This is a genomic window from Pseudomonas sp. JL2 (assembly GCF_031570495.1).
In the GTDB taxonomy this organism is placed as follows: Bacteria; Pseudomonadota; Gammaproteobacteria; order Pseudomonadales; family Pseudomonadaceae; genus Aquipseudomonas; species Aquipseudomonas rhizophila.
This window is the reverse complement of record NZ_JAKUDH010000001.1, coordinates 563,594-586,301: the sequence shown is the minus strand read 5'-3', so window position 1 is coordinate 586,301 and position 22,708 is coordinate 563,594. Positions and strand designations below refer to the sequence as shown.

General features: G+C 62.2%; 16 protein-coding genes. 8 read left to right on the top strand and 8 right to left on the bottom strand.

Annotated features, from left to right (window positions below; genetic code table 11):
* Positions 1-10 precede the first annotated feature (10 nt).
* The 7 genes from tssH to tssB form a co-directional block, all read right to left on the bottom strand.
* Positions 11-2,554, bottom strand: coding sequence for a type VI secretion system ATPase TssH (gene tssH / locus MKS85_RS02635; RefSeq protein ID WP_310662650.1), 2,544 nt, complete (start codon positions 2,552-2,554; stop codon positions 11-13).
* Position 2,555: 1 nt separating this feature from the next.
* Entirely contained in the window at positions 2,556-3,581 is a 1,026-nt protein-coding gene (gene tssG, locus MKS85_RS02630; RefSeq protein ID WP_160892232.1) for a type VI secretion system baseplate subunit TssG, read from the bottom strand.
* Positions 3,545-5,335 (bottom strand): type VI secretion system baseplate subunit TssF, encoded by a 1,791-nt coding sequence (gene tssF / locus MKS85_RS02625; protein ID WP_173406897.1) that lies wholly within the window; start codon positions 5,333-5,335, stop codon positions 3,545-3,547. Before tssF ends, tssG begins: the two co-directional genes overlap by 37 nt.
* Complete coding sequence (gene tssE / locus MKS85_RS02620; RefSeq protein WP_047225735.1) at positions 5,319-5,762, bottom strand: type VI secretion system baseplate subunit TssE; 444 nt, start codon at positions 5,760-5,762, stop codon at positions 5,319-5,321. Before tssE ends, tssF begins: the two co-directional genes overlap by 17 nt.
* Positions 5,763-5,775: 13 nt before the next feature.
* Positions 5,776-6,273, bottom strand: coding sequence for an Hcp family type VI secretion system effector (locus MKS85_RS02615; RefSeq protein ID WP_047225736.1), 498 nt, complete (start codon positions 6,271-6,273; stop codon positions 5,776-5,778).
* 177 nt (positions 6,274-6,450) lie between these two features.
* On the bottom strand, positions 6,451-7,932 hold the full coding sequence (gene tssC / locus MKS85_RS02610) for a type VI secretion system contractile sheath large subunit (RefSeq protein WP_047225737.1): 1,482 nt from the start codon (positions 7,930-7,932) through the stop codon (positions 6,451-6,453).
* A 30-nt stretch (positions 7,933-7,962) separates the two neighbouring features.
* Entirely contained in the window at positions 7,963-8,520 is a 558-nt protein-coding gene (gene tssB / locus MKS85_RS02605; protein ID WP_047225738.1) for a type VI secretion system contractile sheath small subunit, read from the bottom strand.
* Positions 8,521-8,743: 223 nt separating this feature from the next.
* Here tssB and MKS85_RS02600 point away from each other — a divergent pair, with 223 nt between their 5' ends.
* From MKS85_RS02600 to tssA, 5 genes are read left to right on the top strand one after another with little or no spacing between them, the layout of a single operon-like run.
* On the top strand, positions 8,744-9,205 hold the full coding sequence (locus MKS85_RS02600) for a type VI secretion protein (protein WP_160892236.1): 462 nt from the start codon (positions 8,744-8,746) through the stop codon (positions 9,203-9,205).
* A 52-nt stretch (positions 9,206-9,257) separates the two neighbouring features.
* Positions 9,258-10,589, top strand: coding sequence for a type VI secretion system baseplate subunit TssK (gene tssK / locus MKS85_RS02595; protein WP_310662649.1), 1,332 nt, complete (start codon positions 9,258-9,260; stop codon positions 10,587-10,589).
* Positions 10,590-10,607: 18 nt separating this feature from the next.
* Positions 10,608-11,369, top strand: a complete 762-nt coding sequence (locus tag MKS85_RS02590) for a DotU family type IV/VI secretion system protein (RefSeq protein ID WP_107322346.1) — start codon at positions 10,608-10,610, stop codon at positions 11,367-11,369.
* Complete coding sequence (locus tag MKS85_RS02585; protein ID WP_310662648.1) at positions 11,366-15,187, top strand: type VI secretion protein IcmF/TssM N-terminal domain-containing protein; 3,822 nt, start codon at positions 11,366-11,368, stop codon at positions 15,185-15,187. The genes MKS85_RS02590 and MKS85_RS02585 overlap by 4 nt, the downstream gene beginning before the upstream one ends.
* On the top strand, positions 15,184-16,272 hold the full coding sequence (gene tssA / locus MKS85_RS02580) for a type VI secretion system protein TssA (protein WP_310662647.1): 1,089 nt from the start codon (positions 15,184-15,186) through the stop codon (positions 16,270-16,272). Before MKS85_RS02585 ends, tssA begins: the two co-directional genes overlap by 4 nt.
* On the opposite strand, the gene MKS85_RS02575 is transcribed toward tssA, so the two are convergent.
* On the bottom strand, positions 16,269-17,222 hold the full coding sequence (locus MKS85_RS02575) for a 2-hydroxyacid dehydrogenase (RefSeq protein ID WP_310662646.1): 954 nt from the start codon (positions 17,220-17,222) through the stop codon (positions 16,269-16,271). The two genes, tssA and MKS85_RS02575, sit on opposite strands and share 4 nt — an antisense overlap.
* A 385-nt stretch (positions 17,223-17,607) precedes the next feature.
* On the opposite strand from MKS85_RS02575, the gene MKS85_RS02570 reads away from it, so the two are divergent.
* The 3 genes from MKS85_RS02570 (at position 17,608) to gcvP (ending at position 22,705) form a co-directional block, all read left to right on the top strand.
* Entirely contained in the window at positions 17,608-19,146 is a 1,539-nt protein-coding gene (locus tag MKS85_RS02570) for a sigma-54-dependent transcriptional regulator (RefSeq protein WP_310662645.1), read from the top strand.
* Between the two features lie 295 nt (positions 19,147-19,441).
* Positions 19,442-19,819 (top strand): glycine cleavage system protein GcvH, encoded by a 378-nt coding sequence (gene gcvH / locus MKS85_RS02565; RefSeq protein ID WP_139049929.1) that lies wholly within the window; start codon positions 19,442-19,444, stop codon positions 19,817-19,819.
* Between the two features lie 15 nt (positions 19,820-19,834).
* Complete coding sequence (gcvP, locus tag MKS85_RS02560; RefSeq protein WP_310662644.1) at positions 19,835-22,705, top strand: aminomethyl-transferring glycine dehydrogenase; 2,871 nt, start codon at positions 19,835-19,837, stop codon at positions 22,703-22,705.
* Positions 22,706-22,708 lie beyond the last annotated feature (3 nt).

Here is a 22,708-nt window from a genome sequence, read left to right as displayed (position 1 = left end):
CGACGGTTTGTCACTCCAACACCCACTCCGCCAACTTCCCCGTCACCTGCGTCATCAACACATTCTCCACATCCCTTGCTCCTGCCGCGCTGCACTTGGCCAACACGGCCTTGACGATCCCTGCGTCGAACTCGAACTGCTTGCCGGTCGCGGCCTTATACCGCCCACGCAGTTTCTCCAGCTTGGCCAGGACAATGGCTTCCAGCGTCGCCTCCTCCAGCGGCCGATACGCCACCACCGTCATGCGCGCCAGGAATGCGGGGCGAAACGCTTGCAGCAAGACTTTATGCAAGGCTTCGTTGAAGGCGTCGCTGCCCAGTTGCGCGGCTGGCGTGTCCAGTAGCAGTTCGGCGCCGACGTTGCTGGTGGCAAGCATCACCGTGTTCTTGAAGTCCACCACCAGGCCGGTGCCGTCTTCCATCAGGCCTTTGTCGAAGACGTTGTAGAAGGCCTCGAGCACATCCGGGTGGGCCTTTTCGATTTCATCCAGCAACACCACCGAGTAGGGTTTGCGCCGCACCGCTTCGGTGAGCACACCGCCGCTGCCGTAGCCGACATAGCCGGGCGGGGCGCCCTTGAGCTGGCTGACGGTGTGGGCTTCCTGGTATTCCGAAAGGTTGATGCTGATCAGGTTACGTTCGCCGCCATAAAGGGCATCGGCCAGGGCGTAGGCGGTTTCGGTCTTGCCCACGCCGGTGGGGCCCACCAGCAGGAATACGCCGACCGGTTTCTGTGGATCGGTCAGGCCGGCGCGGTAGGCTTGCAGGCGCTGGGCGATGGTGTTCAACGCGGTGTCCTGGCCCATCACCCGCAGGCCCATGCGCTGACCGAGGGTGCGCACGGCGTGGGCTTCGTCGGCGAGCATCTTGCCTACCGGGATGCCGGTCCAGCCGGCGATCACGGCGGCGACGGTCTTGCTGTCCACCTGTTCGGGTACCAGCGGATCGTCCTGGCGAATGGCATCCAGGCCGGCCTCCAGACGCAGCAGTTCGGCAGCCAGGTGGTCGATGCGGTTATCGATCTCGGTGTCGGGCTTTTCACCGTCGGCGCGCTCGCTCAAGGCCAGCAGCTCGCGGCGGGTGTCGAGCAGTTCGCGCACCGCTTCGCGCTCTTCACCCCAGCGGGTCTCCAGCTCGCGGATGGCCTGCACGTTGCCGCTCAACTCGGTTTCCAGCAGGGTGATGCGCTCGCGGTGATCCAGTCCGGTGGCCTGTTCACGGCGCAAGCGTTCGACTTCGTCCTTGAGGCTGTTCTGGCGATGGCGCAGGCTTTCCAGAGGCGGTGGCACATCGTGTTGGCCGAGGGCGACCCGCGCGCAGGCGGTGTCGAGCACGCTGATGGCTTTGTCCGGCAACTGTCGCCCGGAAATGTAGCGGTGGGACAGTTTCACCGCCTCCTGAATGGCCGCATCCAGCACGTGTACGCCGTGATGTTGTTCCAGTTTGGTCGCTACGCCACGGAGCATTTCCACGGCGGTGAGTTCGTCCGGTTCTTCGACCTGCACCAGTTGGAAGCGGCGGGCCAGGGCCGGGTCTTTCTCGAAGTATTTTTTGTATTCCAGCCAGGTGGTGGCGGCCAGGGTGCGCAGTTCACCCCGGGCCAGGGCCGGTTTGAGCAGGTTGGCCGCGTCGCTGCCACCTTCAGCGCCGCCGGCACCGATCAGGGTATGGGCTTCGTCGATAAACAGGATGATCGGTTTTTCAGCGCTGCGTACAGCGTCAATCACGCCTTTGAGACGCTGTTCGAACTCGCCCTTGACGCCCGCGCCGGCCTGCAACAGGCCCAGATCCAGCACGCGCAATGTGACCTCCTGCAACGACGGTGGCACGTCGCCTGCGGCGATGCGCAGGGCCAGTCCCTCCACCACCGCGGTCTTGCCGACGCCCGGCGCGCCCACCAGGATCGGGTTGTTCTGCCGACGTCTGAGCAGGATATCGATGCACTGACGAATCTCACCGTCGCGTCCGACGATGGGATCGATGCGTCCGTCCCGAGCGTCGGCGGTCAGGTCCTGGGTGTATTGGTCGAGCACCGGGTCCTGTTTCGGTGGTGCCTCACCGGGTTTTACCGGGCGCACGCCGCCGACATGTTCCCGCGAGCTTTCGGTCCATTCCAACAGATGGGCGCGCAAGGCCTCCCGGGGAATGCGCAGCAGCGACGAGGCACTGTTGAGCAACAGGCTGCGACGCTCATCACGGTCCAGCAGTGCCAGCAACAACAAGCCGGAACGAATGCTGTCCAGGCCCAGCACGCTGGCTTGCACCACGGCGTCCTCCAGCAGGCCGATGGTTTGCGTAGACAGGGCCGGCGTGCGGGTACTGCCGGATTTGAACAGCTCCAGGGCCTTGTTGATTTCTGCCGCCACCGCGTCGCGCTCCAGGCCAAAGCGCGGCAACAGACAGGCGAAGTCACCGCCTTCGATGTCCAGCAGTTCCAGCAGCAGGTGCTCGATTTCCACATAGTGATGGCTGCGTTGCAGGCAGCGTTGCGCGGCGCGTTCCAGGGCGCGACGGTTGTCCGGGTTGAGGCGTCCGATCAGGCTGGCCAGTTCCATTTCAGGCGATCTCCGGCTGACGAAGGCGAGTTTCGATCCGTTGTACGGCAAGGTTCGGCTGGCGTTGCAGGCCACCGTTCCAGCTCAATCGTGGCGGCGCCTGGCGAACCAGTTGCAGTGGCCCGGCGCCACGGATCAGCAGCACCAGGGTGCAATCCAGATCGGGACCGAAGTACAAGGCGTAAAGGCTGGCGAGTAACGGATGGGTCTCGCCGGTGGGCAGCAATGCATTGGCCTGAACCGCGGTCAGCGGGCCGAGGGTCAGGCGCACGCCGGCATGTTCGTCCCAGACCCGAGTGCCGGCGACCGCGCTGTGGCCCAAGCGCAAGTTGCGCCCGCCGGGCTGCAAGCGGCTGCGGCTGGCGGGAGGAATTTCGCGCCAGCCACCTTTGTAGGCGGTCAGTTCCACCGGCAGCCCGAACTGTTCGCGCACGATGGCTGCAAACCCGGCCAGGGAGCGCCGGCCATCGGCGTACAGTGCGGTACACGCCAGCACGCCCGCATCGGGTGCGGCCTGGCGTTCTTGCAACGCCTTGGGCAGCAGGCCGGTCAATGCACGCAATTGCGCCTGCACGGCAGACGCCGCCGGTGCGGTAAAACCCAGGGCGATGCGGTGTTTGCGCATCACTTTGTAGAGCAGGCTGAGCAGACGATGCTGGAACAGGTCGAGAAACTCCGCCGGCGCATGATCGCGCGCCCGTGCCCGTTGTTGCAGCCATTCCTGATAGGCGTAGGGCAAGGGGCCGTCGGGGCCGCCGAGGCCAAAGATCGGCGTGGTCAGGATGGGTGCCGTGCCGGGCTCTTGCTTCAGGCTTTCGACTTCACTGGCGGCGAACAGCGGTGTCAGCGGTCCCCGCAGGCGCAGGGCTTCGGCGTGGGGCGCGGTGCCGCTGCCCAGGGTTTCGGCCTGGGGCTGTTCGCGCTCCAGCACCAGCAATGCCTGAAGCCATTCGAAACGATGCGGGTCGCGCCGCAAACGTTCGCTCAGGTTCAGAGCGTCATGGGTTTGCCGGCTTGGGGTTGCCATGTTTTCACCTCCCTGTCCGATTGAACCAGCACGGTGCGCACGAAACGATTGGCGGTGGCATAGAGGGAAAAGAACTGCGCCAGCACCCCGGAGAACAGCACGGCACTGCTGCCGACGAAGTGTTGCGGGTCCAGTTGCAGGCTTACTTGCAACCCGTTGCGCCACCCGCGCCAGGCGTCTTCGCCGACATGGGCGATGACCCGGTCACAGGCCAGTTCCAGCACCCCGGCGATCTGTCGCCGGGCGCTGGCCTCGTCCCGCAGATTGTGCAATTCGAGAATTTCCCGCAGCGCGTCGAGAGCCTGGGGACCTTCCACCAGCGACAGGTGGTTGAGGGTCAATTGCGACACCAGTCTCCAGCGCGATTCGCCATCCAGGCGTGGCAGGCTCTGCGGGCTGGGCGGGTTGCGCAGGCGAGCCCAGGCCACCGGCCCGGGACGCTCAAAACCCAGCGCGGTGCCGGACGGCAGGCTCTGGGCCAGATGGCGGTTGGTGCACAGCAACTCGGCGGTGAGGCTGTAGTCCCGCGTGTCAGCCAGCGGGTCGAACTGAGTGTCCACCAGGCTGACCATCAAATCGGTGCCCAGGCGATTGGGGCTCATGCCGCTGACTCGCCGCGCATGCCAGTAATAGGCCTGGTCGTTGCCGTGCTGGCTGCCGTAATAGGCCGGCACTTTGCGCACCCCCTGGCTCGACGTCGCGCGCATGCCGCGGATGCTGTGGATCTCGACGCTGTTCTCTCGATGACTGTCGGCCACCAGGCGGTATTCGCTGCGGGTGCCGTCCGGGCGTAGCGGCTCGGACGTCCTGGGGAACAGGTTGATCACTGGCGCGCAGCCCAGGGCGATGTCGCTGGCCTGGAGCGGCAGGCGGCTGATGGGCGCGCGGTCGAACACGATGTACAGGTACAAGGCCTGGCTGTCGCTGGTCGCCCCGGCCAGTGGCAGGTCGAAAAAGCCGAATTTGTCGGGGAAGGCAAAGTATTCCGCCAGCAGGCGCATGCCGGGATGCACCCCGTCCTCGTCCGGCAGCAAGGCTTGATCACTGGCGAAACCGACGATCTCCGGCAGGCCGGTCAGGGGTTCCGGCACGCTGCCCGGTGGGCCGGCCAGGACCTTCACGGCATGGGCGCAGAGCAGGTCATACAGCCAGGCGTTGATCATTGGTGAGGCTGCCAGGTGTACCCGCAGAGAATCGATCCCCAGCGTCGACCATTGGCTTTCCCCCAGGCAACGCAGGTTCAGGCGCAAGGCGGAACGCGCCTGCACCACCCCCGTCAGCGCCTGAGCCTCATCGCTGCCCAGCAGCAACGCTTCACTGACTTCGACCGGCCACAGGCGCACGGCGGCCGTGGTGCGAAAATGAATGCTCTGCCCCTTGTCGGTGGTGACGAACAAGGGCGTGTCCCGGGGCAGGGGATAGCCTTCATTGAGGTTGCCTTTGCTCGGGTCGGGTTCGAACTGCACGATGGCGCAGGACGGCAGAGGACGCAGGGCCAGAGGGTAAAGCTGTTCGAGCAAGGCATCGCTGAACTCGGCGTAGTCGTCGTCCAGTCTTCGCTGCAAGCGGGCGGCCAGCAGTGCGAAGCCCTCCAGCAGTCGCTCGACATGCGGGTCCGGGCATTCACCGGGAGACAGCTCCAGGCGCCTGGCGACCTTGGGGTAACGTTCGGCGAACAGGCTCCCGGCATGCCGCAGCCAGGTCAGTTCACGCTGGTAGTAATCGAGCAGTTGCGGGTCAATCGAGTCGCTCATGTCGTACCTCAAGGCCATCGCCGGCGGGCTCGATGACAAATGCCACGGGCCATGAGTGCTGATCACCGCGCAACTCGCCCAATAGCCGTATGTTCAGTTGCTGGGGATGACCCGGCACAGGGTTGACCTGGACCTCGCCCAATCGCAGGCGCGGTTCGAAGTGGTTGATGGCCTGACGGATCTCGCGGGTCAGTTGGCGACGGTCATCGCTGCGCTGCTGTTGTAGCGCCGTCCAGTCAGCGATGCCGTAATCCAGAATGCTCGGCGGCTCGGTCAGCGCCTTCGGGCCGCGTCGGGTGTTGAACAGGCGCAGCAGTTCGGCATGAACCGAGTCCTGCAGCGCCTGCCGGTCGAACGCCCGCTCAGGGTCTTGCGCCGGGCTGGCCAGGCGTTCGAACAGAGGAGGGCGAAGCCCGAAGCCAGCCATGGGCGCGGCTTCCTTACTTGGTCATCTTGTTGGCCGCCAGGTCCCACGTCGTGCCCGCCGTGCCTTCCTTGGTGCCGTCGTCTTTCTGCGCGGTGAGTTCCCATTTGATCTTGGTGAAGTTCAGCGACAGGGTTTCCACCGGTTTGCCGCCTGTACCGCCACTGACGCTGACGTTGGACAGCACGACGTTGGTCAGGGTGTAGACGATGAACGGCATGATCTGACCGCTGCCTTCGGCAGCGTTGCGACCGATGGTGATGATGGCTTCGGGGATCGGTTTACCGGCGCAGCAATATTCGTTGAGGGTGGGGGTAGAACTGTCGACGAATTTGGTCAGGGTGAATTCGCCGATGTGGGGCCTGCCGGACGTACGTTCCGAGTTGCTGACGTCATTGGTGACTTGCATCGCCACGTTGTGGCTGTAGGACATGACTTCGATTTTGTCCGTGAAGCCCTCGAGCAGGCTGTCGCCCTTGATGTCGCCGCCGAGGTCGAGAATGATCGCATCCATTGTGTGGAACTCCTGAATAAGACGAGATGGGGGGCCAATACCGATCTGTTAAAGACGAACGCCGAACCTGTGGCGAGGGAGCTTGCTCCCGCTGGGTCGCGCAGCGGCCCCCTCTTTTATGGGACTGCTGTGCAGTCCAGCGGGAGCAAGCTCCCTCGCCACATAGCTACATAGCCGTCAGGCCGCTACCGGCGGCGGCAGGGTCGCCACCAGGCGGATCGAAGCAGTCAGCTCCTCCAACTGAAAGTGCGGCCGCAGGAACACCGTGGCCTTGTAGGCCCCTGGCTTGCCCGCCACTTCCGTGACGTCCACCCGCGCTTCGCGCAACGGGTACTGCGCCTTGATCTCTTGCGGCGCGTTGTCGTTGATCAGCACGTAATCGGCGATCCAGTTATTGAGGTAGGTCTGCACGTTGTCGCGGGTCATGAAGCTGCCGACTTTGTCGCGCATGATGACCTTCAGGTAATGGGCGAAACGCGAGGCGGCGAGCACATACGGCAACATCGCCGAGATTCGCGCGTTGGCGTTGGCCTCGTTGGTGTTGTAGAGCTTAGCCTTGTTGGTGGTCTGGCCGCCGAAGAACACGGCCACGTCACTGTTTTTCTTGTGGCACAGTGAAATGAAGCCCAGGTCGTTGAGTTCTTTTTCGCGCCGGTCGGTGATCGCCACTTCGGTCGGGCATTTGAGTGACAGGTCCCCGGAGCTGGTGCGGAAGGTATGGGCCGGCAGGCCTGCTACCGCGCCACCGCCTTCGGCCCCGCGAATCGCTGCGCACCAGCCATATTTGGCGAAGGCTTCGGTGATGCGTTGCGACAGCGCCCAGGCGGCGTTGCCCCACAGGTATTTACTGTGGTCGGTGCCGTTGACGTCCTCGACGTAGTTGATGCCTTCCACCGGCAGTGTGTCCGGGCCGTAGGGCAGGCGCAGCAGAAAGTGCGGCAGCACCAGGGACACGTAGCGCGAGTCTTCGCTTTCGCGGAACGAGCGCCATTTGATCAGCTCCTGGCTTTCGAAAATCTTCGACAGGTCACGGGGCACGGCCAGCTCAGTGAAGCTGGTCATGTCGAACAACCGAGGGCTGGCGGCGGCAATGAACGGCGCGTGCGCGGCGGCGGCGACGTTCGACAGTTTTTCCAGCAGGCCGATGTCCTGGGGGTGGCGACCAAACGTGTAGTCGCCCACCAGCAGGCTGAACGGATGCCCGCCGAAGGTGCCGTATTCTTCCTCGTAGATCTTCTTGAACAGCGCGCTCTGGTCAAACTCGACGGCTTTTTCCAGATCGTTCTGCAGTTCTTTCTGGGTCACGTTGAGCAAGCGCAGTTTAAGCCGCGTGCTGGTTTCAGTGTTCTGCACCAGCAGATGCAGGCCGCGCCAGGAGGCTTCGAGTTTTTGCAGTTCCGGGTGGTGCAGCACTTCATTGAGCTGGGCGCTGATCAACTGATCGATCTGGCTGATGCGGTCGTTGATCATGGCCACGGTGTCCTTGTCGATGGCCATGCCTTCGTCGAGGACCTGGGTGGCGAATTCGGCCAGCATGTCGCGGGCGTAGTCCTGCTGGCTGTCGTCGTGGGCCATGCGGCCTTCGGCGATGATCTTGTCCAGCAGGGACAGGGTCTGGGTCGTGCTCTCGCTGGTTTGAGCGCTGGATGACGCAGGCATGGCTTTATCTCCCTTGAGTGATGAGCGCGATCAGGCCTGTGGTTCGGCCGGGGCTGGGTCATCGTTGGCGGCTTCGGTCGGCAGGTCTTGCGCATCCTGAGGGCGGGCTGACTTGATCTCTTGCAGGCCTTCGGTGTTGGCGATCACGTCGCGCAGCAGCTTGTCCAGGTCGTCGTTGCCATCAAGCTTGGTCAGCAGGTCCCGCAGCCGCTGGCGGGCTTCGAACAGTCGGCGCAGGGGCGTGACCTGCTCCACAACCTTGACCGGGTCGAAGTCGTCGATGTGACGGAAGTTGAGTTCGATGTTGAGCTTGCTGTCGTCACCGCTGAGGGTGTTATTCACCTGGAGCGTGGCGCGAGGGGAGATGGAGGCCAGTACCTCGTTGAAATTGTCGCGATCGATTTCGGTGAAGCGCCGCTCGTTGAGCTTGGGCAGCGGGTCCAGTGGTTTGCCCGAGAGGTCGGCCAGAATGCCGACCACCAGTGGCAATTCTTTCTTTTCGATGGCATTGCCGATTTCCACGTCATAGGTGATCTGGACGCGGGGAGGACGGACTCTGTCGAGCTTGTGCTGGGTACTTTCTGCCATGGCGGCCGACTCCGATGCATGTAGGGAGCAATGCATCGGGGGGCCCGCTCATCGCATTCCCTTGCTGATCCGCAGGTTGCAAATGGAGGGCAGTAGACCTGTCATTCCCTTGACGAACCTGGTGCATTCGACTGTGTGGGTCGAACTACCCAAGACGCTAGAACAGGTCTATAAAAATGCAAGCAAAAACAATTTTTGACCGCTGAGAAAAGGAAGATTCATTTTGCGTGTTCTTTTTTCCGGATTTTTTTTGAGCGTCGCGCTCACCGGTTGTTCGCTGTTTGCTCCCAGTGTCGACCTCGACAGTTTGACCCTGGACGTCGCGCCCCGAGCCAATGACGACACACCCATCGCAGTGGATTTTGTCGCCGTGAACGACCCGGATCTGCTCAAGCAGCTGTCGGGAATCAGCGCGCGCCAGTGGTTTGCCGAGCGCGAACAGTTCCAGCGCGACTATCGTCAACTCATGTCGGTGTGGGGGCTGGAGCTGGTGCCGGGGCAATTCATCGACCGCCAACCCTTCCCGCTGGAGGGCCGGCGCGCCGCTGGACTTTTGGTCTTCGCCAGCTATAACACTCCCGGAGCCCACCGGCTTCGGCTGGACGATCAGCGTAAGGCCTGGCTGAAGTTCGAAAGTCGTGAGATGACCCTGGTGAACGATGGCCAACTTGCCAGTCAGCCTTGAGTGACCGCGGGCCGCCCAGGGGCGGCGTCATTGGGATGTCGAAGGGAGTCGTATGAGTCTGTTACCTGACGCGGTTTGCTGGCACGAGGGCATGCAGTTGCTGCCCCAGCACTTCCAATTGCAAGGCCTGCGCGCCGAAGCCCTGGCCGCGCATTTTGCCGGCGCCTGCAACCCCTGGTTCTGGGGTGTCAGCCAGCTTGAGGTCGACCCTTCGGCTCTCAGTGCCGGCCAGGTCCGGCTGTTGCAGCTGCAGGGCACCTTGCCGGACGGGTTGCCGGTCAACGTGCAGGCCGGGGTCGGGCCGACCCTGGAGCTGGACATCACCGAAGCGGTGAACAAGACCGACGACGCGACGGTGACCGTGTACCTGGCCATCAGTCCGCTCTGGCGCGCCGGGCAATTGCTGCCGCTCAAGGGCCGGCTGCAATCGGTAGTGGGTGACGCCTTGCCGGACCTCACCAGCGGCGAGTTCCCCGAGTCCATCACGGTGTGGCGGCCGAACCCTCGGCTGTGCACACAACTGAGCAAGGCCGACTCGATCTGCCTGCCGCTGTTGCGCATCCGCAAGGAGGGCGGCGGTTTCCTGCGGGTGGCCTACACACCGCCGACGCCGATCCTGTTGCCGGAATCAATTCTTGGTCGGCGAGTGGTCGGGCTGTGTGCCAGGGCTCGGGAGAAATGCCTGTTCCTGGCCGGGCGCCTGCGTCAGGCCCAAGCGGCCGGTAACCAGGACGATGCCATGGAGATTCGCCGTCAATTGACTGCGTTGTGGGCGCGTTTGCCGGAAGTCGAAGGCGCGCTGAACACTCGGGTGGCGACACCCCAGGCCTTGCATGGTCTGCTGTTGGGGCTGGCCGGCAGCTGGGCGGCGCTCGATCCGCTGGCCGGTGTCCCGGCCTTTGCGCCATTGGATTTTCTTGAGTTGCAACGCGGCTATGAGCCGCTGCTGGACTGGCTGGAAAACACTCTGGAGCTGGTCCGCGCCGGTTATCGCAGCCTGGCCTTCGAGCGCGATGACCAGGTGTTCTCGATCCAGTTGCCCGACGACCAGCCGAACCAGCGCCTGGTGATCGGCCTGCGTATGCCCAACGGCGCCAGTGAGCAAGCCGCGGCCGATTGGCTGCGCGGGGCGATCATCGCGTCGGCGCCGCACATCCCGCTGTTGAGTCGCCAACGCATGAGCGGTCTGCCCCATCAGGCCATGAGCCGCAACGAACAGGTGGCCTACAGCGTGGGTGACGACACCCGGTTGTTCGTGGTGGCCGCCAGCGGGCAATGGTTCGATGGGCAATTGCCGTTGCACATCGTAGCGCCGGCCTCGCATCAGGCCAGCAGTCCGTGGCAAGTGGTGTTGTTTGTGGCGCAAGCCGGTGAAAGCGCCTGATCGTAAAAGGGGAGTCGTATGCCTGACGGAAGTGGCGGGGCGGTTCGGAGTCTGCATGAGGCACCGCTGAGCAGTGCGTTTCGTCAGGCTTGGCTGAAGTGGTCCCAGGACTGGCAGGACCTGCCCAAGGACAGCGACCCCGCGGTATTGGTCAGCCGGGTGGTGGAGTTTTCCGGTCGAAGCGCCCAGCGGTTGTGGCGGGTGGCCTTTGCCACCGTGGGCGATGCGGCCACCGAGCAGGTCAAGGCATTGGTCTACGCCTTCGTGGCGCTGGTGGACGAGACCTTGCTGTTCACCCCATGGCCGGGACAACTGGCCTGGCAGCAGCATCCCCTCGAGTCGCGCATGTACTCCAGCCGTCAGGCCGGCGAACGGTTGCCGGCTGCCATCAAGAAACTGCTCGATGAGCAGATGCCCGGCACCCGGGACCTGGCCAACGTGTACCTGCAGTGTCTGATTCTCGGTTTTCAGGGCCGATTGCGGGGCGAGCCCGGTCAGGTCCAGCACGAAAAATGGCGTGTGGCGCTGTTCACGTTCGCCTGGCAGCACGAGCCCGATTATGTCGATGTCAGCCAGCGCCTGGCGATGTCTGCGGCGGCCACACCGATACGTGTCCCGGTTCAACAGTCGTTGCCGGACGGTTTGCGCCTGGGCCTGGTGATCCTGGCGATGGTGTTGCTGCTGACCGGGTTGGGGCAGGTGTTCTGGCGTGACATCCAATCAGAGCTTGAACCGGTGCTGCAACTGAACGAGTCGGTGGTTCAGGAGCAGGACTCATGAGCCTCTTGAGCATCGTCGCCCTGGTGTTGCTCGCCATAGTCGCGGTGCTGCTGATTGCGGCGGCGATCTGGTGGCTGCGCACCCAGGGCGGCGCGGCTATCCGCAGCTTCTATGGCGCGGTGCGCCACATGGAGCAGGAGCAAGGCACTCGGGACCGCTATCAGATGCCCTGGTTGTTGATGCTGGGCAACGAGGCCGATGGCGCGCAGTTGTGCGCCCAGTGGCGTTTGCAGCCGACAGACAAGGCGGCGTGGTTCGGGCGCTGGTGGTCGGATGCCGAAGGCGCGGTGCTGGTGGTGCCCCAGGCGCTGTTTTTGCCCGATGAGGGCATGAACATGCAGCGGGGCAACTGGTGGCGCCTGTTGGGATTGATTCTGCGCCTGCGCAGCAGACGGCCGCTGGATGCGGTGATCTGGACTGTGCCGTTCGGCAAGCTCGATGACATCGAGCAGACGACCGAGCTGAGTCTCAAGGTCCGGCGCTGTTTCATCGACCTCTTGCAACGGTTCGGTCTGAGCTTGCCGGTGTACGTGGTGATCACCGGGATGGAAGAACTGCCGGGGTTCCAGGAACTGGTCAGCGCCTTGCCCGCCCAGGCGCGGGAATCGACGCTGGGCTGGTCGTCGCCATATTCGCCCGAGGCGGCGTGGCAATCGCAATGGAGCGATCAGGCGCTGGATCAGGTCAACGCCGCATTGTCCCAGTCGATCATCGAAATCGGCGCGCTGTCGGGGCAGTTGAGCAGCGATCTGTATGGGTTGCCGGAGCGTTTCGAAGGGTTGCGGCGCGCCATGCAGCTGCTGCTGGAACCGGTTTTCCAGGGCAACGCGCAAGGCGAGGCACCACGCTTTCGTGGCGTGTATTTCACCGCCAGCCAGGCGCCCGCCGTCACTGGCGATGGGTTGACCGCCAGCGACAGCGTTTTGCGCCAGACGGTGTTCGCCCGGCAATTGTGGTCGCGCCGGCTGGTGGCCGAGCGGGGCCTGGCCCAGCCGGTGCCACGCCTGCTGCGCTTGCGCCAGCGCTGGCATCGGCTGGGCGGTGGGGTGGCGCTGGTGGTCGGCGTGGTCTGGCTGGGGAGCATGGTCTGGGTCTGGCACGATTCGGTCGAGCAAGCCGAGGGCTTGTCGCGGTTGGTCCTCAGCGCGCACAAAAACCATGTCGTGGTCGACCCCGACAAGCCGCAACTGGAGCCGACCCGGCACAACGTGCAGAACTACTGGAACGTGCTGGAAAAAGCCCCGCGCTGGCGTTTCGTCTCGGTGGTGTTTCCGACTTCCTGGTTCTCCGCCGTGGACGTACAACTGGACAACGGCTTGCGCATGACCGCCCGCCATCATTGGATATTGCCGCTGCGTGACCTGCTGGTCTCGGACCTCGAACAACTCAAGGGCATCCGCAATACCGAGCGGCGCGGCAACGTGGAAAGCGAAGATCCGGCGCAATGGCAAAGTTACGTGAAAGCCAAGGACCTGGTTGAGCGTGCGGTGCGCCTGGAACAGCACAACCAGATGTTCAGCCAGGCGGTGAACAACCCCAAGGCACCGTTGGACGAGCTGGTGCAACTGAGCAACAACGCCCTGTCGTTGAACCTCAACACCGGGACCTTGAGCCGGGCGCGTTTTTACAATCGGGTGCTGTTCGATGCCCAGAATAGCGATTTGAAAGGCCTGGACCTGAACGCCGCGCGCCCGGTGATTGCCGATAACTTCATGGGCCTGATGCAGCGCTGGCTGGATCATTACTTTCTGGCGGACAACTTCGTGCGTCAGGCCGGTTACCTGAAGCTGCATCTGCAACGGCTTGAGGCCGGCGGCGGCAACTCCTTGAGCGAACTCGAAGAGCTGATGGCGTTGGTCGATGACCTGCAAAGGCTCGTCAGCCTGACCAACTCGGCCTGGGGCCGGGGCAAGGGGCAGGACCTGGTGCCCGGTTACACCCAGTTGATGGACAAGGTGGGCCACAGCACGCTGCTGGGGCCGGATCTTGAGCAGGATCTGCAGAGCCAGGCGGCAAAATTGCAGCAGAGCTTTCGCGACCAGTGGATCGTCCAGACCGGTTCCAGGGACAATCTGTTGGTCCAGCAGGGCAGCGGTTTGCTGGTGCTGCAGGAGCATGTCACGGCGCTGGACGGCGCGGTACAAGCGCTGTTCAAGCGTGACTTCGTGGCGTTGGCCATGCAGAAGGCGCCGTCGGACAGTAACGCCGACTCGATGGGCCGGGGTGACAGCGACGATTTCAGCGTTGCCTTGAACTACTTCGCCAGCTACCAGAGCTACGCCAATGAAGAACTGCCGCGCATCCCGCCGGATTATCGTGGGGCGCTGATGGAGGCTGCTGAAAGCGCGGCGGCGCGGGCCATGTGGCTGAGTCTGGATGACAGCGAGCAACCGCTACCGGGCATGAGTTTCAATGTGCAGACCTCCCAGGCCGTTGCCCTGCAAAAAGCCTTCATGGATGTGAAACGCAGCGATCTGGCGATTCGTTTTCAGCGCCTGCTCAACCGCCGCGCGTTGGCGCAGATCCAGAGCGGCCTGAACGAAATCGACGCCCAGCCACTGTTCACCCAACGTGCCGATGTCCAACGCTGGGACGGCTCGAAGAACTTCGGCTTGCAGTTGTACGGCGCCACTGATCCTCAGGACCTGAAGCTGAGCCTGAACCAGCAGTTCGGCGCCATGCTACAGATCGCCGAGCATCGCATGCCTGCGTTGGAATGGCTGATTGTCCAGCAGGACAACCTGTCGGCCCTGGAGCACGATCAGGTCGCCCGGTTCATGGCGCTCAACGACGAACTGCTCAAATACAAGAACCAGAACCCAGCCAGTGCGGCTGCCCAACTGGAGCAATTGGTAAGCCGCGATTTCATCGAAATGGACACCACGTCCTGCGCGCAGATCCTGCAAACGTCCAGCCTGCCCGGCGGACGTGGCGACCTGGCTCTGCGCACCGTCACGCTGCAACAAAGTGCCTTGCAACGCTGCCTGTATCTGCAACAGAACCAGGCGGCGACCGCCTGGAATGACCTGGCCAATTATTTCAATCAGTACCTGGCCGGGCGCTTTCCGTTTTCCCAGGATGTGCGGGCCAGCGATGCCGACCCGGCGCGGGTCCAGCGCCTGCTGGAGCTGATCGACACGCGGCTGCCTCAGGCACAGGCCGGACTGGCGTTGAGCCGGACGCCGGAGCGATTGGCGGCGGAGGATTTTCTCAACCGTTTGAAACAGGCCGGTGCCTGGCTCGGGCCGCTGTTCGTGCGGGACAAGAGTGGCTTGCTCGGCGTGGAAATGGACGTGCGCTGGCGAACCGATCGCGAGCAGGAACGCGGCGCGGATCAGGTGATCGCCTGGGGGCTGAACGCCGGCAACCAACAGATCAGTTACCCGGGTGAAACCGGGCAGAACCTGCGCTGGATGGTCGGCCAGCCGGTGAGTTTGACCCTGCGCTGGGCCCGTAACGGTTACCAGCGTCCGGCCAACGACCCCTTGCAACCCGACCTGGTGGTGCGCGATCTGGAAGCCGGCTGGGAGTATCAGGGGCCGTGGGCGTTGCTGCGCCTGATGCGCTCACTGGTGTCGAACCAGCGCCAGCCGAACGCCGACTACACCGACTTCCCGCTGACCCTGCAACTGCCCGTGACGGCCCAGACCCAGGCGACCACGGCGCAACAGACCCAGATGTTCCTGCGTTTGTCGCTGATGAGCCAGGGTTCGAAGCTGCCGCTGTCGATTGCTCCGCTGCCGACCCAGGCCCCCCGTTCACCTTTCATGGCGACCTCATCGAGCACCGCCATCGCAACCCGCGAGGAGGGCTTGTGAGCTTGCCGATATCCCCTTTGCCCGAACTCGTCCCCCGGTTGCTTGAGCCGATCAGCGCCGAATCGCCCTGTGGCCAGGATCTGCGCTACGAGCCGGAGTTCGACCAGTTGCGCGAGTTGCGCCGGGAGGACGACACCAGCCTGCCCACGGGTGTGTGGCAATCGTCGATCAAGCGCGCCCAATGGCCGGAACTGGAAAGACTCGCCACTGCGTTGCTGCTCGAGCGCAGCAAGGATTTGATGATCAGCGCGTGGCTGGGGGAGGCCTGGTTACACCTGACCGGGCTGGAAGGACTGCCGGGCAGCCTGGCGTTGGTGGCGGGTCTGTGTGAGCGCTACCCCGAGCAGCTGTATCCCCGGGCCGATGACGGTGACCCGTCGTGGCGGGTCATTCCGCTGGAGTGGCTGGCCCGTCGCTACAGCGAAGTGTTACTGACACGGGTGCCCTTGTTCGATGGCCGGGACCCTGATTTCGACGGTTTCTGCCTGGCCGACTGGCAACGCTTGCAGCGCCAGCAGGTGTTGGTCAACGACAGTAAAAACGCCAAGGCCTCGGCGGAAGCGGCGCGCAACGACCAGAAAAAACTCAGCGAACTGATTCGCACCACGCCATTGTCGTTCTGGCTGCATCGCCAGGGCAGCCTGATGCTGAGCCTGCAGCACCTGCAACGGCTCGAAGCCTGGAGTGATGCCTACCTGGGCGATCAGGCCCCAGGCTATTCCTCCCTGCAGGACGTGATACAGGCCTTGCTGACATTGATAGAGGAGTTCATTGCGATGAACCCACAGCAACCCACCGTCGTGCCGGCGCAAGCACCACCGCCGGTGACGCCGCAAACCGCCCCAGCGCAGGTGGGCGCCGCGGCAACCCTGGCTTTTCAGGAGCCGGCCAGCCGCGAGGAAGCCTATCGCCAGTTGCTGGTCATCGCCGGCTACCTGGCTCGCACCGAACCCCACAGTCCGGTGCCCTATTTGATCCGGCGCGGCGTGGAGTGGGGCAACAAACCGTTGAACGAGCTGCTGGGCGAACTGATCAGTGCCGATGCCGAATCCCGGCGCGTGTGGACGCTATTGGGCGTTCTCTAACGCTCCTCGTCGGGCAAGCGCACCGGCGTCAGTACCGGTTTGCCGGAAAAGAACGCGGTCAGGTTCTGGCCCACCAACTCCACCATAGCGCGGGTGGCTTCCGGCGACAGGCCTGCGACGTGGGGTGTGAGGACGACGTTGGGCAGGTTCTTCAGCGCCTGCGGCACCTCGGGCTCGTGATCGAACACATCCAGGGCCGCTCCGGCAATTCGCCGTTGTTCCAGGGCGCTGATCAGGTCGGCGGTGGCCACCACGCTGGCCCTGGCGACGTTCACCAGGAATCCTTTTGGGCCGAGCGCATCGAGGGTCTGCTTGTTTATCAACTGCCGGGTATCCAGGCCGCCTGGCGTGGCGATGATCAGGAAGTCCGAGACCCGCGCCAGTTCCGTGGGGGTGGCGCAGAAGGTGTAGGGCACGTCGTTGCGTACCCGGCGATTGTGATAGCTGACACTCATGTCAAAGCCCAGGGCGGCCCGTTTGGCGATCGCCATGCCCACCGCGCCAAGGCCCAACACGCCCAGCCGCTTACCGGCCAGGGAAGGGCGCGCGCTCCTCGGCCATTCGCCCCGTCGCAGGGCGGCATCGCAATGGGGTATGTCGCGCACCAACGCCAGCAACAGCGCCATGGCATGGTCGGCTACCGACGACGCGTTGACCCCGGCGCCATTGGTCACCACGATGCCGCGCTGATGGGCGGCCTGCAGGTCCACCTGCTCGTAGCCGGCGCCGATCACGCAGATGATTTTCAGGTTGGGCAGGGCGGCAATTTCCTCGGCCGTCAAACCCAGGGGACCGCGGGTCAGAACCGCGCTGAACCGTTCTCCATGTTCGTAAATCGCCGTCTTGCGCTCGGCAGGCGTTGGCGCCAACTCTAAGTGATAGCCCTGACGCTCAAGAATCGGCAGGTATTCGTTGACGGTTTCAACCAGTACAAGAACGGTTGCGGTCATGCTGTGCTCCTGTGGGCAATAGGACTGACGAAAAACCTGTGGGAGCGAGCCTGCTCGCGATAGCGGTGTCTCAGGAAATACCATGGCTGGCTGTTCCATCGCTATCGCGAGCAGGCTCGCTCCCACAGGGTTTTGTGCATTATGGCTTATCCTGCGCTGGTAGCTGTTTCATCTGTTCTGAGTGTAGGAGTTGGCGCAAAAAGGCGATAGGTCGGCGGCTTCATCATAAGCTTTCAATATCAATTGGCACGGGCATCCCTGAATACTTACTTGAAATGGATCTCGAATGCGGGATTCTTGTCTTTCTTTTGAACAAGCGTTTACCGGTAGGTTTTCTCTGATCGCGGAGCTTTAAACTCCCCCAACCCTTTGATCGAGGCGCATCATGCGAATCCACGTCACATTCAATGATCGCGTCGGTATTACCCAAGAAGTGCTGGCACTGCTCGGCGCGCGAAACCTCAACTTGGACGCGGTGGAGATGATTCCACCTAACGTCTACATCGATGCGCCAGACCTGAGTCAGACGGTGCTGGACGAGCTCAATTATGCGTTATTACGAGTAGAAGGCGTCAAAGCTGTGGAGCTGGTCGACATGCTCCCGGGTCAATGTCGCCGTCTTCAACTTGATGCGTTGTTAGCCGCTATGAGCGATCCGGTATTGGCGGTTGATCCGGGGGGGTATGTCCTGTTGGCCAATCCCGAACTGATCAGTCTTTATGGCAGCGATCCAACGGGAGAGCCCCTTTCGAATTTGTTCACAGCACCGAACTTCACAAGGGCCTTGTTGGACAAAAGCTTTCGGTTGCCGATGTGTGAGGTCAATTTCAAAGGACACGACCTGTTGCTTGACGCCACTCCCATTATCGGTACGACACAGAGTTCGCGTTTGCTCGCGGGTGGATTGTTGACGCTTTACCCTCCGAGCCGTATCGGTGAGCGCCTGGCTTCTCTGCATCACGATCATGCGGAAGGGCTGGACGCTTTACTGGGGAAGTCGCCGGTGCTAGCACAGCTCAAGACGCGACTGCACAAGGTTGCCGGGCTGGACGCACCGTTGTTGATTCAGGGCGAGACGGGGACGGGTAAGGAACTTGTAGCGAGGGCCTGTCACACCATGAGTGCAAGACGAGACGCACCGTTCCTAGCCCTGAACTGTGCAGCGCTGCCGGAAAGCCTGGCCGAGAGTGAGCTGTTCGGCTACGCCGCCGGTGCGTTTACCGGGGCACAGCGAGGCGGCAAGCCTGGGCTGTTGGAGCTGTCGGATCGGGGTACGGTATTTCTAGATGAGGTAGGCGAGATGTCACCGTACCTGCAAGCAAAATTGCTGCGCTTTCTCAGTGATGGCTGCTTCCGCCGCGTCGGTGGTGATCGCGAGGTGCATGTCAGCGTGCGGGTGCTGTGCGCCACCCATCGAAATCTCGAACTAATGGTGACTGAGGGTAGCTTTCGCGAAGATCTTTACTACCGACTCAACGTCCTTAACCTGATGGTGCCTGCGCTTCGCGAGCGTGGACAGGACATTCTGCTGTTGGCTGAACATTTCTTGCGCCAGGCCTGCGAACAGATTCAGCGTTCGCCCTGCCGGTTGGCGCCATCGACCCATCCACTGTTATTAGGAAACCAATGGTCAGGTAATGTTCGCCAGTTGCAGAACGTCATTTTCCGAGCGGCCGCAATCTGCGAAGGGGACGTGATCGACAGCGACGGGCTTGAGCTCGCCGGTACTGAACTGATCAGTCAGAAAGCAGATTCGCAAGGAATAATCAGCCTGGAAGCGGCTGTGCAGAATTTCGAGAAGTCGCTATTGGAGAGCCTCTATCTGGCCTATCCCTCAACCCGGCAATTGGCGCATCGTCTGCAAACGTCGCACACCGCTATTGGGCAGCGGTTACGCAAATACGGCATAGGTTCTCGTTCGTAGCTGTCTCCTGATTACTGGTTCGATTACGTTCCATTGGAGCGTTTTCGCTCCAATGTCAGGTAGACACCGTGTGCCTTGACTTAACCCTTGCTTTTTGGGCGCAAGCCCACGTTCGCTGTGGAGCGATTTCGCTCCACAGAATCCCGAATAATTTGTTTTTCCTTAATAACTATCTGATAAATATAAAAAATATAAAGATGGCATTTCCTTTGCTCTTGTTCTGTCAGCCAATGCCGACTACCTGCCGGCTCATTCGTCCTGAAATCGGGACACACTGATAACAAGAGGAAAATCCATGAGCACGCTGCGTTTCACTTCCGAGCATGAATGGTTACGTCTGGAAGCTTCCGGCGAATTGACTGTCGGCATTACACACTTTGCTCAAGAAGCATTGGGTGACGTGGTTTTCGTGCAATTGCCAGATCTGGGGCCATTTGCCGAAGGACATGAGGTGGCGGTGCTGGAGTCGGTGAAAGCCGCGAGCAATATCAGCATGCCGTTGACCGGAGATGTGGTCGCGATCAATCAGGCGCTGGTCGATGATCCCGAGCAGGTCAATGCCTCGCCGATGAACGATGGCTGGTTCTTCCGTATCCGTGTCGACAATCTGGATGCCTTCAACGATCTGATGGATCAGGAAGGTTATGACCGTTTCCTGGTCGAAAACGCCTGAGTCGGGAGGGGTGAGATGAACAAGCCACAGATTCCCCTGGGCACGGACAACGAATTCATTGCCCGGCACATCGGTCCTCGCGACGAAGACATTAGCGCCATGTTGTCGTTGATCGGTCATGACTCGCTGGAAGCCCTGATCGACAGCGTCGTTCCACAGAGCATCAAGGGCACCAGTGTGCTCGAGTTATCGGCGGGGCAGGGCGAAGCCGAGGCCCTGGCCGCAATCAAGGCCATTGCCGGCAAAAACCAGCTGTTGCGCACCCACATCGGCCAAGGCTATTCCCCTTGCCATACGCCGACGCCGATCCTGCGAAACCTGCTGGAGAACCCGGGCTGGTACACTGCGTACACACCGTATCAACCGGAAATTTCCCAAGGTCGTCTGGAAGCACTGCTGAATTTCCAGACTTTGATCAGCGACTTGACCGGAATGGAAATCGCCAACGCCTCGTTGCTCGATGAAGCGACGGCGGCCGCCGAAGCCATGACCTTCTGCAAGCGCTTGGCAAAAAACAAAGCGCCGGCTTTTTTTGTCTCGCGCCACTGCCATCCGCAGACCCTCGACGTGCTGCGCACCCGGTCCGAACCGCTAAACATCGAGATTGTGATCGGCGACGAGTCCGAACTGGAGAAAGAAGGGCTCGACGGTTATTTCGGCCTGCTGTTGCAATATCCGGCCAGTACCGGCGAGATCGTCGATCATCGTTCGCTGGTCGAGCGCGCCCACCAGGCCGGTGCATTGGTGGCGGTGGCGGCCGATCTGCTGGCATTGACCCTGCTGACACCGCCGGGTGAATTTGGTGCCGATGTGGTGTTGGGCAGTGCCCAACGCTTCGGCGTGCCCCTGGGTTTCGGTGGCCCGCACGCCGCTTACTTTGCGACACGCGATGAGTTCAAGCGCGACATGCCCGGGCGCCTGGTAGGCATCTCCATCGACCACCATGGCAACCCGGCGCTGCGCCTGGCGATGCAAACCCGTGAGCAACACATTCGTCGTGAGAAAGCCACGAGCAACATCTGCACCGCGCAAGTGCTGTTGGCCAATATCGCCAGCATGTACGCGGTCTACCATGGCCCCAAAGGTCTGACAGGCATCGCCCGCCGCGTGCATCGCTTGACGTCGATCCTGGCCCAGGGCCTGGAACAACTGGGGCATCGGGTCGAGCAACAGCATTTCTTCGACACTCTCAGTGTCGTGTCGGCAATCCCGGTGCAAACCGTACATGACGCGGCCAGGTCGGCGGGGATCAACCTACGTGTCATCGACCCACCTCGCGTCGGTCTGTCGCTGGACGAAACCTGCGAGCAACAAAGCGTAGAGGCCCTCTGGGCCGTGTTTGCCGTCAAAGGACAGTCGCTGCCGGACTTCCTCGCCCTGGCGAAAACCACTGGCGATTGCCTGCCACTGTCGTTGTTGCGTGAGACACCGATCCTGCAGCACGAAGTGTTCAATCGCTATCACTCGGAAACCGAGTTGATGCGCTATCTGCGCAGACTGGCGGATAAGGACCTGGCGCTAGACCGCACCATGATTCCGTTGGGCTCCTGCACCATGAAGCTCAATGCCGCCAGCGAAATGATCCCGATCACCTGGCCAGAGTTTGGCGCCCTGCATCCGTTCGCGCCGGGCGAGCAAGCCCGGGGTTATCAGCAACTGATCAAGGAGCTGGAGCAGATGCTGTGCGCGGCGACGGGTTACGACGCCATGTCGTTGCAACCCAATGCTGGCTCGCAGGGCGAGTACGCAGGGCTGCTCGCCATTCGTGCGTATCACGCCAGTCGTGGCGAAGCCAATCGCGATGTCTGTCTGATCCCTTCGTCGGCCCATGGCACTAACCCGGCCACCGCACAAATGGCCGGTATGCGCGTGGTCGTGGTCGATTGCGATGCCAGGGGCAACGTCGACATCGCCGACTTGGAGTACAAGGCGCAACTGCACGAAGAGCGCCTGGCGGCATTGATGATTACCTACCCGTCGACCCATGGCGTGTTTGAAGACGGCATCCGCCAGATCTGCGCGATCGTGCATGAACGCGGCGGCCAGGTGTACATCGATGGCGCCAACATGAACGCCATGGTCGGGCTCTGTGCGCCGGGCAAATTTGGGGGTGATGTCTCGCACCTGAATTTGCACAAGACTTTCTGCATTCCCCACGGAGGAGGCGGGCCAGGCGTTGGACCCATCGGCGTCAAGGCACACCTGGCGCCGTTCCTGCCAGGGCACGAAACCATGGCGCGCAAGCAAGGTGCAGTCAGCGCCGCAGCCTTTGGCAGCGCCAGCATCCTGCCGATCACCTGGATGTACATGCGCATGATGGGCGGGGAAGGCCTCAAGCGTGCGTCGCAACTGGCCATCCTCAGCGCCAACTACATTGCCCGGCGGCTGGAGGATCACTACCCAGTGCTCTACACCGGCGAGAATGGACTGGTCGCGCACGAGTGCATCCTCGACCTGCGCCCGATCAAGGAGACCAGCGGCATCAGCGTGGAAGACGTGGCCAAGCGGCTGATCGACTTCGGTTTCCATGCCCCAACCATGTCATTTCCGGTGGCGGGCACGCTGATGGTCGAGCCGACCGAGAGTGAATCCCTGGAAGAGCTGGACCGGTTCTGCGAAGCGATGATCTGCATCCGCGAAGAAATTCGCGCAGTGGAAAGCGGTGATCTCGATCCGCACGACAACCCATTGAAAAATGCGCCACACACCGCTGCCGAACTGGTCCATGAGTGGCCGCATTGCTATAGCCGCGAGTTGGCGGTGTACCCGCTCGAGTCGCTGCGCGACAGCAAATACTGGCCGCCGGTCGGTCGGGTCGACAACGTGTATGGCGACCGCAATCTGGCCTGTGCCTGTCCGCCAATTTCGATTTATCAAGACGCTTGATGA

What these genes read in the sequence shown, in the direction of transcription:
- MKS85_RS02590 (WP_107322346.1), top strand. Translation starts at nt 10,608, where the DNA reads ATGCCTGACGGAAGTGGCGGGGCGGTTCGGAGTCTGCATGAGGCACCG.
- tssB (WP_047225738.1), bottom strand. Translation starts at nt 8,520, where the DNA reads ATGGCAGAAAGTACCCAGCACAAGCTCGACAGAGTCCGTCCTCCCCGC.
- tssH (WP_310662650.1), bottom strand. Translation starts at nt 2,554, where the DNA reads ATGGAACTGGCCAGCCTGATCGGACGCCTCAACCCGGACAACCGTCGC.
- tssG (WP_160892232.1), bottom strand. Translation starts at nt 3,581, where the DNA reads ATGGCAACCCCAAGCCGGCAAACCCATGACGCTCTGAACCTGAGCGAA.
- MKS85_RS02585 (WP_310662648.1), top strand. Translation starts at nt 11,366, where the DNA reads ATGAGCCTCTTGAGCATCGTCGCCCTGGTGTTGCTCGCCATAGTCGCG.
- MKS85_RS02615 (WP_047225736.1), bottom strand. Translation starts at nt 6,273, where the DNA reads ATGGATGCGATCATTCTCGACCTCGGCGGCGACATCAAGGGCGACAGC.
- gcvP (WP_310662644.1), top strand. Translation starts at nt 19,835, where the DNA reads ATGAACAAGCCACAGATTCCCCTGGGCACGGACAACGAATTCATTGCC.
- gcvH (WP_139049929.1), top strand. Translation starts at nt 19,442, where the DNA reads ATGAGCACGCTGCGTTTCACTTCCGAGCATGAATGGTTACGTCTGGAA.
- tssF (WP_173406897.1), bottom strand. Translation starts at nt 5,335, where the DNA reads ATGAGCGACTCGATTGACCCGCAACTGCTCGATTACTACCAGCGTGAA.
- tssE (WP_047225735.1), bottom strand. Translation starts at nt 5,762, where the DNA reads ATGGCTGGCTTCGGGCTTCGCCCTCCTCTGTTCGAACGCCTGGCCAGC.
- tssC (WP_047225737.1), bottom strand. Translation starts at nt 7,932, where the DNA reads ATGCCTGCGTCATCCAGCGCTCAAACCAGCGAGAGCACGACCCAGACC.
- MKS85_RS02575 (WP_310662646.1), bottom strand. Translation starts at nt 17,222, where the DNA reads ATGACCGCAACCGTTCTTGTACTGGTTGAAACCGTCAACGAATACCTG.
- MKS85_RS02570 (WP_310662645.1), top strand. Translation starts at nt 17,608, where the DNA reads ATGCGAATCCACGTCACATTCAATGATCGCGTCGGTATTACCCAAGAA.
- tssK (WP_310662649.1), top strand. Translation starts at nt 9,258, where the DNA reads ATGAGTCTGTTACCTGACGCGGTTTGCTGGCACGAGGGCATGCAGTTG.